The organism is Rhodopseudomonas sp. BR0G17 (assembly GCF_010907025.1).
Classification (GTDB): domain Bacteria; phylum Pseudomonadota; class Alphaproteobacteria; order Rhizobiales; family Xanthobacteraceae; genus Rhodopseudomonas; species Rhodopseudomonas palustris_H.
In genome coordinates this window covers 141,361-155,810 of record NZ_QUML01000005.1, presented here as the reverse complement: position 1 = coordinate 155,810, position 14,450 = coordinate 141,361, and the positions used below count along the sequence as shown (strand labels likewise).

Annotated in this window: 8 protein-coding genes; 6 read left to right on the top strand and 2 right to left on the bottom strand. The window is 66.4% G+C overall.

Annotated features, from left to right (window positions below; genetic code table 11):
* Window positions 1–299 precede the first annotated feature (299 nt).
* From DY467_RS06395 to DY467_RS06375, 5 genes are all read left to right on the top strand, one after another.
* Window positions 300–1,871 (top strand): Do family serine endopeptidase, encoded by a 1,572-nt coding sequence (locus DY467_RS06395; protein WP_164634671.1) that lies wholly within the window; start codon window positions 300–302, stop codon window positions 1,869–1,871.
* 277 nt (window positions 1,872–2,148) lie between these two features.
* Window positions 2,149–2,829, top strand: coding sequence for a response regulator transcription factor (locus DY467_RS06390; protein ID WP_107346534.1), 681 nt, complete (start codon window positions 2,149–2,151; stop codon window positions 2,827–2,829).
* Between the two features lie 246 nt (window positions 2,830–3,075).
* Window positions 3,076–4,362: a methyl-accepting chemotaxis protein gene (locus tag DY467_RS26460; protein WP_164634669.1), complete on the top strand. Its 1,287-nt coding sequence runs from the start codon at window positions 3,076–3,078 to the stop codon at window positions 4,360–4,362.
* Window positions 4,363–4,590: 228 nt separating this feature from the next.
* Window positions 4,591–6,039, top strand: a complete 1,449-nt coding sequence (locus DY467_RS06380) for a sensor histidine kinase (protein ID WP_164634667.1) — start codon at window positions 4,591–4,593, stop codon at window positions 6,037–6,039.
* The gene (locus DY467_RS06375; RefSeq protein ID WP_164634665.1) at window positions 6,036–9,008 is read left to right on the top strand and encodes a bifunctional [glutamine synthetase] adenylyltransferase/[glutamine synthetase]-adenylyl-L-tyrosine phosphorylase; all 2,973 of its coding nucleotides are present in this window, start codon (window positions 6,036–6,038) and stop codon (window positions 9,006–9,008) included. The genes DY467_RS06380 and DY467_RS06375 overlap by 4 nt, the downstream gene beginning before the upstream one ends.
* A 57-nt stretch (window positions 9,009–9,065) precedes the next feature.
* On the opposite strand, the gene DY467_RS06370 is transcribed toward DY467_RS06375, so the two are convergent.
* Both DY467_RS06370 and DY467_RS06365 read right to left on the bottom strand, forming a co-directional pair.
* A complete protein-coding gene (locus DY467_RS06370; RefSeq protein ID WP_164634663.1) occupies window positions 9,066–9,317 on the bottom strand; it encodes a hypothetical protein in 252 nt (83 codons plus the stop codon).
* A 100-nt stretch (window positions 9,318–9,417) separates the two neighbouring features.
* Window positions 9,418–10,440 carry a helix-turn-helix domain-containing protein gene (locus tag DY467_RS06365; protein ID WP_164572182.1) on the bottom strand — a complete coding sequence of 341 codons (1,023 nt, stop codon included), beginning with the start codon at window positions 10,438–10,440 and terminating at the stop codon, window positions 9,418–9,420.
* A 465-nt stretch (window positions 10,441–10,905) separates the two neighbouring features.
* Here DY467_RS06365 and DY467_RS06360 point away from each other — a divergent pair, with 465 nt between their 5' ends.
* Window positions 10,906–14,304, top strand: a complete 3,399-nt coding sequence (locus DY467_RS06360; RefSeq protein WP_246701471.1) for an autotransporter domain-containing protein — start codon at window positions 10,906–10,908, stop codon at window positions 14,302–14,304.
* Window positions 14,305–14,450 lie beyond the last annotated feature (146 nt).

Sequence of the window (14,450 nt, the reverse complement as noted above, 5' to 3'; positions counted from 1 at the left end):
ACCAGGCCAGCAGTGATCACTAAGTAATTCAGTTAGTTGCAGCGCCTGGGCGGTCGCCGGCTGCGACCAAAGGCGGATCGGATTCCCGACACGAATGTACGAACGGCGACAATTCCGCGGGCCGGGGCAGGGCGGGTAAGCGACCATCCGTCGCGCCCCGCGGCGGCCGAATACCGCCAAAATTACAAAAGTTTAATTCCCTCGCCAGACCGCCGTAAGGCTCCAGCCCCCATCTTCCGAAGCAACGGTGCTGATCAGTCGGCACCTTCCGTTTCAACTGGTCTTCGGAGCCTCACGCAATGCACGATCGTCGTCCCGTCCTGTCCACGCAGTCTTCGCACCGGCCGTTGTCGAGGTCGCTGCTGTCGGCGCGCAAGTTCGCGCTGATGGCCTCGGTGGTCGCCGGTCTCGGCGCGGGCGCTGTCGGGCTCGGCCATGGTCCGTTCGATCTGATCGCCACGCCGGCGCATGCGCAGCAGGTCGGCGCCAACGTTCAGCCGTCGCAGCAGCCGGTCGGTTTCGCCGACATCGTCGACAAGGTGAAGCCGTCGGTGATCTCGGTGAAGGTCAACATCGCCGACAAAATGGCCAAGAACGAAGACCGTGAGGACTTCTCGCTGCCGCCCGGCTCGCCGATGGAGCGCTTCTTCCGCCGGTTCGGCGGTGAGATGCCCCCCGGCCTGCGCGGCCATCGCGGCGGCGGCATGATCACCGGCCAGGGCTCGGGTTTCTTCATCTCGGCCGACGGCTACGCGGTGACCAACAATCATGTGGTCGAAGGTGCCGACAAGGTCGAAGTCACCACCGACGACGGCAAGACACACAAGGCCAAGGTGATCGGCACCGATCCGCGCACCGACCTGGCACTGATCAAGGTCGAAGGCGCGTCCAACTTCCCGTACGCCAAGCTGTCGGAAGGCAAGCCGCGGATCGGCGACTGGGTGCTGGCGGTCGGCAATCCGTTCGGCCTCGGCGGCACCGTCACGGCCGGCATCGTCTCTGCGATGGGCCGCGACATCGGCAACGGTCCGTATGACGATTTCATCCAGATCGACGCGCCGGTGAACAAGGGCAACTCCGGTGGCCCGGCATTCAACACCGCGGGCGAAGTGGTCGGCGTCAACACCGCGATCTACTCGCCGTCGGGCGGCAGCATCGGCATCGCGTTCTCGATCCCGGCCAACACCGTCAAGGCGGTGGTCGAGCAGCTCAAGGATCGCGGCACGGTGAGCCGTGGCTGGATCGGCGTGCAGGTGCAGCCGGTGACCCCGGAGATTGCCGACAGCCTCGGCCTGAAGAAGGCGGAAGGCGCCCTGGTCGCCGAGCCGCAGTCGAACGGCCCCGCCGCCAAAGCCGGCATCGAGTCCGGCGACGTGATCACCGCGGTCGATGGCACCTCGGTGAAGGACGCTCGCGAGCTCGCCCGCACCATCGGTGCGTTCGCGCCGGGGCATTCGGTGAAGCTCACCGTGTTCCACAAGGGCAAGGAGCGTGAGCTGACGCTGACGCTCGGCGAACTGCCGAACAAGATCGAAGCCAGCAACAACACCGACCGCGGCGATCGCGGCGGCGCCAATCAGGGCCTCGATTTGCCCAAGCTCGGCCTGACGCTGGCGCCGGCCAGCTCGGTCGCCGGTGCCGGCAAGGACGGCGTGGTGGTCACCGACGTCGACCCGAAGGGCGCCGCGGCCGATCGCGGGTTCAAGGAAGGCGACGTGATCCTCGAGGTCGCCGGCAAGAACGTGTCGAGCCCGGCGGATGTCCGCGACGTGCTCGCCACCGCGAAGACCGAGAACAAGAACAGCGTGCTGGTCCGGGTCCGCAGCGGAGGCGCCTCGCGCTTCGTCGCGATCCCGATCGCCAAGGGCTGATCGCCCGCGCTGAGAAATTGGAGAGTGTCGCCGGCAATCGTCGCCCCCAGCCGACGGCGCTGTCCCGGGGACGGGTCGCAACCCCGCTCGTCCCCGCCTTTACACCTTCCGGAAGGAGTTCAGCCCCCCTCCGTCGGAAGGTCTAGGCGGGCGGTGGAGTCCCCCAGCTCCATCGCCCGTTCCCCCCTTGGGGTCCGATCGAGCCGCCTTGCAAGGAGGCTGAAGCCGCGTCATGTTGCATCAGAGCCCGCAGAGTTTGAACAAATCCGACAGCAATATGCGTCTGTTGATCATCGAGGACGACCGCGAATCCGCCGACTATCTCGTCAAGGCGTTTCGCGAGGTCGGCCACATCGCCGATCTCGCCAGCGACGGCGAAGAGGGCCTGGCGATGGCGGAGAGCGGCGACTACGACGTGCTGGTGGTCGATCGCATGCTGCCGAAGCGCGACGGCCTGTCGGTGATCGGCAGCCTGCGTGACAAAGGCAACCGCACGCCGGTGCTGATCCTGTCCGCGCTCGGCCAGGTCGACGATCGCATCAAGGGCCTGCGTGCCGGCGGCGACGACTATCTGCCGAAGCCCTACGCCTTCGCCGAACTGCTGGCGCGGGTCGAGGTGCTGTCGCGCCGTCACGGCGGACCGGCGGAAGAAACCAGCTACCGCGTCGCCGATCTCGAACTCGACCGGCTGTCGCATCGCGTCACCCGCGGCGGCGAGGAGCTGACGCTGCAGCCGCGCGAATTCAGGCTGCTCGAATATCTGATGAAGCACGCCGGCCAGGTGGTGACCCGCACCATGCTGCTGGAGAACGTCTGGGACTACCACTTCGATCCGCAGACCAACGTCATCGACGTCCACATCTCCCGGCTGCGCGCCAAGATCGACAAGGGCTTCGATCACCCGCTGCTGCACACCATCCGCGGCGCCGGCTACATGATCCGCGACGGGCTGCGCTGAGCCTCGCTCAGTGCCTCGTCGCGCCGGCGGCGAGGCTCTCCGACAAGACCAAACAGGTGCTCGACGGCCGCGCAGACACCCAGTCTGACGCCGTCTGCGTAGCGCTGCTCAGTGGTGGCGGTTGGCTGCAAAAGCACTACCCCCGTAGTGTTTCTGGGTATCTAAATACAGCGCACCCATCGTTTCTTAACTTTCACATGCGAACGTCCTGCAAACTCACTGCTAATCAGGGATGTGAAAAGCCGCATGTTGATGGGACGCCAGAAGAAACAGGAGCTGCTGCAGAAGGCCGAATGGCTCGACACCCTGTCGCTTCATTGCGGCATCGGATTGTGGGACGCGATCCTGCACGAAGGCGATGCGATGCATCCCAAGGCGCGGTGGACCTGGTCGTCCGAATTTCGCCGGCTGTGCGGCTACAGCTCCGAAGCCGAATTCCCGAACGTCGTGCAGTCCTGGTCGGACCGCTTGCATCCCGACGATGTCGCGCCGACCTTCGCGGCCTTCACCCAGACCTGCCAGACCGGCGTTGGTTACGACGTCAAATATCGCCTCAAGGTCAAGGACGGCAGCTATCGCTGGTTCCGTGCCACCGGTGGTGTGGTGCTCGATGAGAGCCGCAAGCCGCGGCGCGCCTGCGGCTCGCTGGTCGACATCGACGAACTGGTGAAGGCGGAGAACCAGAAGCGCGACTCGATCCATCAGCTCGCCAGCGATTTCGAAAGCGCGATCGGCAAGATTGTCAGGACGGTGTCGACCGCGTCGGCCGATCTCGAAAGCTCGGCGCGCCAGCTCGCCACCACGGCCGACACTTCGCAGCACCTCGCCAGCAATGTCGCGGCCGCGTCCGAAGAAGCGACCTGCAACGTGCAGTCGGTCGCGTCGGCGACCGATCAGTTGTCCTCGTCGATCCGTGAGATCAGCCAGCAGGTGCAGGAATCGGCGCGGATCGCCGGTGACGCTGTCGGCCAGGCGCGCAACACCACCGAGCGCGTCAGCGAACTGTCGAAGGCCGCGACCCGGATCGGCGACGTCGTCGAACTGATCAACACCATCGCGGGCCAGACCAATTTGCTGGCGCTGAATGCCACCATCGAGGCTGCCCGCGCCGGTGAAGCCGGTCGCGGCTTCTCGGTCGTCGCGGCCGAAGTGAAGGCGCTGGCCGAGCAGACCGCGAAGGCCACCGGCGAGATCGGCCAGCAGATCAGCCGCATTCAGTCGGCGACGCAGGAGTCGGTCGGCGCGATCAGCGAGATCAGCGGCACCATCGAGAAGCTGTCGGAAATCTCCGCGCACATCGCGTCCGCGGTGGAAGAGCAGGGCGCGGCGACGCAGGAGATCTCGCGCAACATTCAGCAGACTGCGCAGGGCACCGAGCGCGTTTCCGCCACCATCCTGGACGTCAAGCGCGGCGCGGTCGAAACCGGCTCGTCGTCGACGCAACTGTTGTCGTCGGCGCAGTCGCTGTCGCAGGAAAGCGGCCGGCTCGAAGACGAAGTGAGCCGCTTCCTTCGCACCGTGCGCGCCTCATAGCCCCAACTCGCCGCTTGCTGCGGCGGACTGTGCTATTCCAGCTATCACTCACACCGAGGCGTCGCCTGTCCAAGGGCGGCGCCTCGGTTTTTGCTATGTCCGGCTCCTTGAGCGCTGCAGGCGTAGCGGTTCGCTACTTGAACGATTTGTCACTTTGGATTCAGGGCCGAAGTGTCTAATTTGCCGGCATGAAAACCCTTCAAGAGCATCGCCGCCGGGACGTGATCCGTGACCGCTTTCGGTAAACTGATCCGAACCACCGCGTTTCGGCTGACGCTGGTCTATCTGTTTCTGTTCGGTCTGTTCGCGGCCTCGCTGGTGGCGTACTTCGCCTGGACCACGCGCAAGCTGATCACCGATCAGATCACCACCACGGTCGATGCCGAGATCGCCGAGATCAACGACATCTACGGCCGACGCGGCCTGCGCGGCGTGGTGTTCACGCTGGAGAACCGCGCGCTGCGGCCGGGCGCCAATCTCTATCTCGTCACCACGCCGGCCGGGCAGGCGGTCGCCGGCAATGTCGGCGCGCTGGCACCGGGCGTGATGAGCAAGCTCGGCTGGAGCGAGACGTTCTATCGCCGGCTCGACGATCAGGAACGCTCCGATCACCGCGCGCTGGTGCGCGTCACCGAGCTGTCGAGCGGCTTTCGCCTGCTGGTCGGCCGCGACCTCGAAGAGCGGCGGCGGCTGAACAAGGTGGTGCGCTCGGCGGCGCAATGGTCGGTGCTGATCGTCGTCGTGCTCGGCCTCGGCGGCGGCGTGTTCGCGGCGCGCCGCGTGCTGCGGCGGATCGATGCGATGACCGGCACCACGCAGCGGATCATGGCGGGCGATCTATCAGGCCGGTTGCCGGTCGGGCGCAGCGGCGACGAACTCGACCGTCTGGCGGAAAATCTCAACGCGATGCTGGAGCGGATCGAAGCCCTGATGTCGGGGATGAAGGAGGTCTCCGACAACATCGCGCACGATCTGAAGACGCCGCTGACGCGGCTGCGCAACCGCGCCGAGGAGGCGCTGGCGCGGGCCTCCAGCGACTCCGACTATCGCGTTGCGCTGGAGCGCACGATTGAGGAGTCCGACGGCCTGATCCGCACCTTCAACGCGCTGTTGATGATCGCGCGCGCCGAAGCCGGTTACGCCAGCGGGGACATGAGCGATTTCGACGCCGCCGAGATCGCACGCGATATCCACGAATTGTACGAGCCGCTGGCGGAAGACAACGAGCTCAGCCTGCAGGTCGAGGCTCTGGCCGCGCCGGTCCGCGGCAATCGGGAATTGATCAGCCAGGCGCTCGCCAATCTGGTCGAGAACGCGATCAAATACGGCAAGCCGCAGCCGCCGGCGGATGGCAGCGCCGAGGCCGCCGCCGCCACCGTGCTGATCGAGGCGCGGCGCGATGGCGATCAGGTGCTGCTCAGCGTCACCGACCACGGCATCGGCATTCCGGAAGGCGACCGCAAGCACGCGATCGAGCGCTTCGTCCGGCTCGAGGCCAGCCGCACGCTGCCGGGCTCCGGGCTCGGCCTCAGCCTCGCCTCGGCGGTGGCGCGGCTGCACGGCGGCGAACTGCGACTTGCCGACGCGGACCCGGGTTTGCGCGCCACGCTTGCAATTCCGGCCCGCACGGGCGAAGGACAGGCCTCCGCAACAACTCTCGAACCGGCGCCGGCATGATTTTTTCCGCGATCACCGCGGACCTCGACCAGACCGCTTTGGCCGCGCGCTTCGGTGCCGGACCGCGCCTGTACGATCCCGTACTGGCGGCGGAGCGGTGGGCTGGCTGGCTGGGCGATCTGGCGCCTGAACAGGCCGATGCCATCGCCGCTCTCGGCAACGCGTTCCCGGACCTGCAGATCGCGCTGCAGTCGATCGCCGAGGCTTCGCCCTATCTGTTCGATCTGATCCGGGCCGATCCGGTGCGGCTGCTGCGGGTGCTGCGCGGCGCACCGGAACAGAGGCTCGCCAAGCTCCTCGAAGACGCCGAGACGTACGTCGCTGCAGCGTCGGCCGAAGACGAGGTGATGGCGGCGCTGCGCCGGCTCAAGGCCGAGGCGGCACTGTTGATCGCGCTGTGCGACATCGGCGGGATCTGGCCGGTGATGCAGGTGACGCAGGCGCTCACCGATCTCGCCGGCCGCTCGGTGCAGATGACGCTGCGCTTCCTGCTGCGCCAGGAAGCCGGCCGTGGCCGGATCGTGCCGCCCAATCCCGATTGCCCGGAGCAGGGCTCCGGCCTCATCGTGCTGGCGATGGGCAAGATGGGCGCCGGCGAACTGAACTATTCGAGCGACATCGACCTGATCGTGTTCTACGAGCTCGATGCGCCGACGCTCGCACCCGACATCGAACCGCAGCCGTTCTTCGTCCGCGTCACGCAGGGTCTCAGCCGGATTCTGCAGCAGCGCCGTGGTGACGGTTACGTGTTCCGCGTCGACCTGCGGCTGCGGCCCGATCCGGCGTCGACGCCGGTGGCGCTCTCGACCGTGTCGGCGCTCAATTACTACGAACGCGAAGGCCGCACGTGGGAACGCGCCGCGATGATCAAGGCGCGGCCCTGCGCCGGCGACCTCGTGGCGGGCGAAGCGCTGCTGTCGGAGATCGCGCCGTTCGTCTGGCGCAAGCATCTCGACTTCGCCGCGCTGTCCGACGTCCACGACATGAAGCGGCAGATGCAGACCTATCGCGGCCAGACCGAGATCGCGGTCGAAGGCCACAACGTCAAGGTCGGCCGCGGCGGCATCCGCGAGATCGAGTTCTTTGCCCAGACCCAGCAACTGATCGCCGGCGGCCGCCATCCCGAACTACGCGTGCGGCCGACGCTGGAGGCGCTGGAGATTCTGGCGGCGCGCAACTGGATCACCTGGCAGGCGCGCGACGAGCTGACCGAAGCGTATCTGTTCCTGCGCAAGGTCGAGCACCGCGTGCAGATGATCGCCGACGAGCAGACCCACGCGCTGCCCGACACCGTCGAGGCGATCGAGCGGTTTTCGCGTTTCCTCGGCTACGACAGCCGGGACTCGTTTGCGCGTGATCTGCTCGGCTATCTCGAACGGGTGCAGGGCCATTACGCCAAGCTGTTCGAGGGCGATCCGACCGGCACCGCCAAGCTGCCGCCGGTCGATTACGGCGCCGGTCCCGAAGACACGCGGCTCCTCGATCACCTGCTGTCGCTCGGCTACAAGAAGCCGCTGATGATCGCGACCACGCTGCAGCAGTGGATGACCGGCGGCTACCGCGTGCTCAAGGTCGAGACCACGCAGCGCGCGTTCCGCGAATTCGTGCCGGCGCTGATCGAGGAGCTGGCGCGCGCCGAACAGCCGGACGACGCCGTCAATGCGTTCGATCGCCTGCTGCAGGCGCTGCATCGCGGCGGTCGGTTGATTTCGCTACTGAGCCAGAACCGCGAACTCTTGACGCTGGTGGCGCTGGTGCTCGGCGCCGCGCCGCGGCTCGGCGACATGCTGGCACGGCAGCCGCAGATCCTCGACGGCCTGATCGATCCGCGGTTCTTCGGCGCGATGCCGGATCAGACCGAACTGTCGGCGCGGCTGGCGGTGACGCTGGCGGATGCGGGGTCGTACGAAGAGTTTCTCGATCGGCTACGGCTGTTCGGGCAGGAGAGCCTGTTCCTAATCGGAACGCGGATTCTGTCCGGGACGGTTCCGACGCAGCAGGCGGCGGTGGCATTCGCCGACGTCGCCGAAGGCATCGTCGGCACGGTGCATGGCCTGGTCAGCGAGCAGTTCGCCTCGACCTATGGACGGGTCAAAGGACAGCAGACTGCGATCCTGGCGATGGGCAAGCTCGGCAGCCGCGAGATGACGGCGTCGTCCGACCTCGACCTGATCCTGATCTATGATTTCGACGACGATCAGCCCGACAGCGACGGCGAGCGCTCGCTGCACGGTGCGCAGTACTTCGCGCGGTTTACCCAGCGACTGATCTCGGCGTTCACGACGCGGACTAACTACGGCGTGCTGTACGACGTCGACATGCGGCTGCGGCCGTCGGGCCGCGCCGGCCCGGTGGCGTCGCGGCTCGATGCGTTTGCCGCCTATCAGGAACAGGAAGCCTGGACCTGGGAGCATCTCGCTCTGACCAGGGCGCGGGTGATCTCGGCCGCGCCGGAGTTTCGCAGCAGGATCGAGCAGGTGATCCGTGCGGTGCTGACGCGACCGCGCGACGCGGCAGTCATCGCCAACGACGTCGCCGAAATGCGCCGCGCGATCGCGCAGGAGAAGGGCGAGGACGACGTCTGGGATCTGAAATATGCCGCCGGCGGCATGGTCGATATCGACTTCATCGCGCAGTATCTGCAGCTCGTGCATGCGTCCGAGGCCCCCGACATCCTGCACGTCAATACGCTCACCGCGCTCGATCATGCGACCCGGCTCGGTTTCCTGGCACAGGCCGATGCCGAAGTGCTGCGGCCGGCAGCGCGGCTGTATCAGGACCTGACGCAGATCCTGCGGCTCTGCGTCAGCGAGAAGTTCAATCCGGACACCGCCGGCGATGATCTGTTGCGGGTGATGGTGCGTGCCGGCGACGCGCCGGACTTCTCGTCGCTGCAGGCGCGGGTGAAAGAGACCCAGTCCGACGTGCGTGCGATCTTCAACCGCCTGATCGGCGGCGAGGACGCTTAAGGCGCAGCTTCGCGCGCTGCAGTTCTCTCGATCGGGGAGTTGTGACGGCCGGCGCGATTACTTCGCGGCGTCGGCGGAGGGCAGTTGTTCGCAATCCATCGAATACACCAGCTTGCCGCTCGCGGTCTGGCCGATCGGCTTGCAGCCGGTCACGCCATCGTCGATCGGAGCCGCGATAGAGGCGGGCGCCGTTTCCGGTGCCTCGTCCTGCTTGGTCATGACGATGTAGCCGATGCCGACCGCGGCGCCGACGAACGCCAGTCGAAACATCCAAACCGAGGTCTGGTGGAAGGCGGTGCTGAAATCCACGCCGGGCTCCTCGCATCAATCGTCGGTTCGCTCTTACACGGCCGCTCCGAACGCGGACAAGCCGGATTTTAGGCTACAGCGTTGCTCGGAATGCTCGCGCTCAGACGGCCTGCCGGAATGGATCGCGCGCCACCGCGGTCCACCATTGCTGCACCACCGCCGGGCTGGTGAGCTGGATTGCGGCTGAGGCATCGAGCTGCGCCTTGCGATAGGCGCTGGCGGTGATGCCGAACCGGGCGCGGAACGAGCGGCTGAAATGCGCCTCGCTCTTGAACCCGAGATCGGAGGCGAGGCGCGACAGCCGCCGCGTCTCCACCGGATCGGCCAGCGCGGCCTGCACCGCGAGCAGCCGGCGTTCCTGGACATAACGCATCACCCCGCCGCGCTCGGCGAACAGCCGGTACAGCGAGGCGCGCGACACGTCGAGCTGCTGCGCCAGCCAGTCAGGCGACAGCTCCGGCTGCGCGAGGTTGTCGCGGATCAGCGCCTCGGTCAGCGCCAGAATGGTCTCGTCGGCGCCGCGCTGCGGAGCGAGATCCGCTTCGGCGGACGGCGCCAGCAGGCGGCGCAGGAAGTCGGCGGTCTCCGCCACTGTCGTTGCCACGTCGGCCTCGGTCAGCTGCGCGCTGCGCTCCTGCAGCGAGCGGATATAGGCGGCGAGCAGATCGTTGCGCAGCGGATCGAGCTTCGGCTTGAGCGCGTGCAGCGGCAGCCCCGCGAGCAGCTTGCGCGGCACGATCAGGCACATCGTGTTCGATGCGAATGCCCGGGTCGAGATCGGGCAGGCGAGATCGATCAGCGCCACCTTGCCGGGGCCGATCACGGTCTGCTGCCGCGTCACCTCGCCGTTGAAGCCGCCCGACACGTAGAGGTGCAGCAGCAGATGATCCGGCGTCACGGAGATGCGGTGGGCGTCGCGGACAAAATCCTGAGCGTTGAACGCCACCTTGGCGACCACCAGATCGCCGATGATGATGCCGTAGGCCGATCCGGTCGGCGTCTTGCGGCTCGGCCCGCACGGACGCGGCTCGAACAGCGGCGAGATCACCGCACGCCAGGTCGCGAATGCGTTCGCCTCGTCGAGGCCGGAGGTCACGTAATAGAGTCGGGGAAGGGACGCCATCGGGTCGATTGATCTTCAAGCCGGCTCGACAGGCCATCGGCAGTTGCGCCGCCGGCGGCCAAGTGCCTTCAGCTTAGCGGGTTTTTCCAGGAAAGACGATGCGTCTCCGCGCCGCCAGCCGACAGGACGCGGTCGCGATAGATTGCGCGCTCCGCGTGTGCCCGCGCCAAGGCGAAGAGGTCGCCGACACTCCCGCCCATCCTGTTCTGAGACGCAAAGTCAAAGGAAAGCGCCGCCTTCAACCTGAATCCGGCCGCTCCGCTCTGTCGCGACGCATTAGCACCGATTTAGAACTACGCGAACACCGAGGCGAAGTGTTCGTCAGTTCGCCGATCGAGACAGACACTGAGCATGCGCGGCTGAGGCGCCTGCTCGGACAGGAAGGGAAAGTCCGTGAGCACCGTGGGGCGTTTTCGTCATCTCTCGTCGCTGCTGTTGTGTACGACGTTTCTTGTCAGCGCTCCGATGTCAGCCGCGTTGTATGCGGCGGAGTCGCCTTCGAAATCGGTTGCCAAGGCTGCGTTGTCGCCCGAACTGAAGGCGAAATTCTCCGACGCGATGCGGCAGGGCGAGCGCGCGCTGATCGCGCAGGCCTACGACAGCACGTATCGCGATCCCGGACTACGCGACGCGGTGGTGCGCCATGTCTCCACGCTGGCGCCGACGGCGGTGCGCGACGTCACCACGGCTGCAGATCTCGGCGTGCTGACCTCCGGCCAGCGCATGGTGCTCGCGCCGAACGCTGCGCAAGTGCTCGCGACCCGTAGCGCGTCGGTCTCGGGATTGACTGCGTCGTCGTATCAGAACGTTGCGATGGCGGTGAACAACTCGCCGAATCTGCCGAACCCGCTGCCGACCACGACCGAACAAACCTGGAACTTGGATATGATCGGCGCCCAGGGCGCCTATAACCGCGGTTTCACCGGCGCCGGCGTCACCGTGACAGTGGCTGATACCGGCTTCGACACGACCAATGCCGGCCTCGTCAACAAGCTGCGCACCAACCTCGGCAAGAACTACGTCGTCGAGATCGGCAAGGCGTTCGATCCGAACGATCTCTCTCCGGAGAGCGCGCAGAAGACCGACATCCATGGGTCGCACGTCGCCGGCATTATCGCGGCTGAGAAGTTCGACAATGTCGATGCGCACGGCGTAGCTTACGATGCCAGCATCATTCCGCTGCGCGCGATCACCGAGAAAGGCTACACCACATACGGGAACGTCGACTCCTCCGCGCTGGCGCTGAACTACTTCGCCGGCCTGAGCGGGACGATGGTGTATAACGCCAGCTACGGTCCGAACTCCGACGGTCTGACCAATCTGAAGCTTTGGACCGTCGGAAACATCGACGACGAGGCGAATGCCGCGTTCAATGTCCTCAAAGCGGGCAAGATCATTGTCGCCGCCGCCGGCAACGACCGCGCCGAGAATCCTATCGCCGCCCGCAATGCCAACGGCATCGCGTTGATGCCGTTCTTCAATCCGGCGCATGCCGGGCTTGGCGTCTATGACGATCAGGGACAGCAGCTCGACGGATCTGCCCTTCAACATCAGCAGGGACAGATCATTTCGGTCATGTCGGTGGGCATCACCAAGGCGGCCGCGTCCTATTCGAATCTCTGCGGCGTGACCGCGAGCTGGTGCGTTGCCGCGCCCGGCGGCGATGATGCAACGGGCGCACTGGTGTATTCGACCGTGCCGGTGAACACCTACGGCTTCGCGCAAGGCACCTCGATGGCGGCGCCGACAGTGTCGGGCGCGATCGCGGTGCTGATCCAGGCCAATCCGAGCTACAACGCGCAGGACCTGTCGCGCCTGTTGTTCTCGACCACTGAGGATCTCGGCGCGCCGGGCGTCGATGCCGTGTTCGGCTATGGTCTGATCCGGCTCGATCGGGCGACCGACGGCCCGACCACTCTGGCGGCCAACGCTGTGGAGTCGGTTGCCGCCGACCAGACTACCTATTGGAGCCGGCTGCTCACCACCGATGGTGATTTCTCCAAGGTCGGCACCGGCATCCTGAGCATTTCCGGCCGCACCAACGCCGGCGGCAATGTGTTTGCGCAGCTCGGCACGCTCGCGGTCGACGGCACGCTGACGATGTCGGCGGGCCATCGCCTCGAAGTGGCGCAGCCCGCAACCCTGGCCGGCTTCGGCACGATCGCCGGCGACACCGTGATCGCGGGCACGCTGTCGCCGGGCAAGATGGCCAATATCGGCGACCTGGTGAACAACAACGTGGTGCCGGCCGGCACCGTACTGAACGGCAACTCGGTCGGCACGCTGACCTTCAATGGCAACGTGACGCTGACCTCGACCGCCACGACGCGGATCGATATCGACGGCTCGCTGATCGTGCCGGGCGGCCCCGGCACTTACGACAAGATCTACGTCACTGGCGCCGGCAACGTGTTCTATGCGGCCGGCACGCTGACGCCGGTGCTGCGCGGCAGCGTCGGCACCGTCAGCAACTATACGCCGGCAATCGGCGCCAAGTTCGCGTTTGTGCAGGCGACCGATGGCGCCAGCACCGCGGGCAGCTTCTCCAAGCTGGAGCAGCCGACCTCGGGGCTGCCGGCCAACGGCCGCTTCGACCTGATCTACAACCCGACCTCGATCGCCTTGGCGGTAACGCCGTCGAGCTTCAGCCAGCTCGCCGAAGCCGACAGGCTGGGGCCGACACAGCAGTCGATCGCCCGCATCCTCGACAACAAGCGTGCGGCCTCGGGCGTGATGCCGAGTGCCAACGAGAAGGCGCTGTACGACGCGCTGTACAAGCTCAACACCCAGGCCGAGTTCGACAAGGCGCTGAATCAGCTCCCCGGTTCCGGCCAGCCGGCGATGGCCAGCGCGCCGTTGCAGGCGTTCACCGGCTTCCTCGGCGCGATCGGCGATCGCCAGGACATGCTGACGTCGGGCAGCGAGATCGGCCAGAACGGCACCGCGCAATCCTTCGCGATGTCCTATGCGGGCAGCAACACGATGAGCGCCGGCACCAATGCGGCAATGAATGCGTTCGCCAGCATCTCGCCGGCAGAGCGGGTGCAGGACGGCTGGTCGGTGTGGGGCCAGGGCTTCGGCCGCAACAGCCGGGTCGGCGATAGCGGCGATCTGTCTGGCTCGAAGGCAGTCAGCGCCGGCTTCGCGGTCGGTGTCGATCGGCGGTTCTCTAACAGCTTCAACGCCGGCGGCGCGTTCGGCTACGCGCGCACTACGGCGACCAGCACCGACATGCAGGGCACCGTCGATACCTATGCGGGCGCCGCCTATGCAAGCTGGACGCCGGGCGCCGCCGTGCTCGACTTCCGCATCGCGGCCGGTCCGAGTCAGATGGCGACCAGCCGCCAGATCCTGTTGTCGCCGACCAGTCTCCAGGGCAGCGCTAATGGCGTCGGCGTCGGCACCACGTTCGAGGCGGGCTATCGGTTTGCGATGGGCCACGACGTGACGCTGAAGCCGTTCGTCGGCATGACCTGGCAGGGCTTCCGCCGCGACGCGTACAGCGAAAGCCAACTGCCGATCGGCCTCGTCTATGCGGCGCGGACCTACGACAAGCTGACCTCCACGGTCGGCGCGGCGGTGAGCGCGCGGCTGCGCACCACCGACGGCACCACGCTGGCGCCGGAGCTGAAGGTCGGCTGGGGCTACGACCTGCGTGACAGCACGCTGGTCAGCGAAGCCGCGCTGCTCGATCAAGCGTTCCTGGTCGATGCCGCGCAGCCGGGCCGCAACGCCGCGCTGGTGAGCGCCAAGCTGTCGGGCTGGCGCACCGAGACGTTCCGGATGTTCGCCGCCTACACCGGCGAGTATCGCAGCAACGCCACCAGCCACCAGGTCTCGGCGGGCGCCCGCGTCAACTGGTAAGCGAAGCTCTCATTGCTCAAGCAAGCCCCGGTTCTGAGCCATCAGAACCGGGGCTTGTTTTTGCACGTCGGTGGAAGGCATTGGCTGATGCGGAAGAGGGGGCAACCGGACAGCACGCCTCTCGCGATGTGGTCGCCGGTCGATTG

Excerpts from the sequence above, each read along its gene's own strand:
- DY467_RS06375 (WP_164634665.1), top strand. The coding sequence starts at position 6,036 with ATGATTTTTTCCGCGATCACCGCGGACCTCGACCAGACCGCTTTGGCC.
- DY467_RS06365 (WP_164572182.1), bottom strand. The coding sequence starts at position 10,440 with ATGGCGTCCCTTCCCCGACTCTATTACGTGACCTCCGGCCTCGACGAG.
- DY467_RS06390 (WP_107346534.1), top strand. The coding sequence starts at position 2,149 with ATGCGTCTGTTGATCATCGAGGACGACCGCGAATCCGCCGACTATCTC.
- DY467_RS06360 (WP_246701471.1), top strand. The coding sequence starts at position 10,906 with ATGTCAGCCGCGTTGTATGCGGCGGAGTCGCCTTCGAAATCGGTTGCC.
- DY467_RS26460 (WP_164634669.1), top strand. The coding sequence starts at position 3,076 with ATGTTGATGGGACGCCAGAAGAAACAGGAGCTGCTGCAGAAGGCCGAA.
- DY467_RS06395 (WP_164634671.1), top strand. The coding sequence starts at position 300 with ATGCACGATCGTCGTCCCGTCCTGTCCACGCAGTCTTCGCACCGGCCG.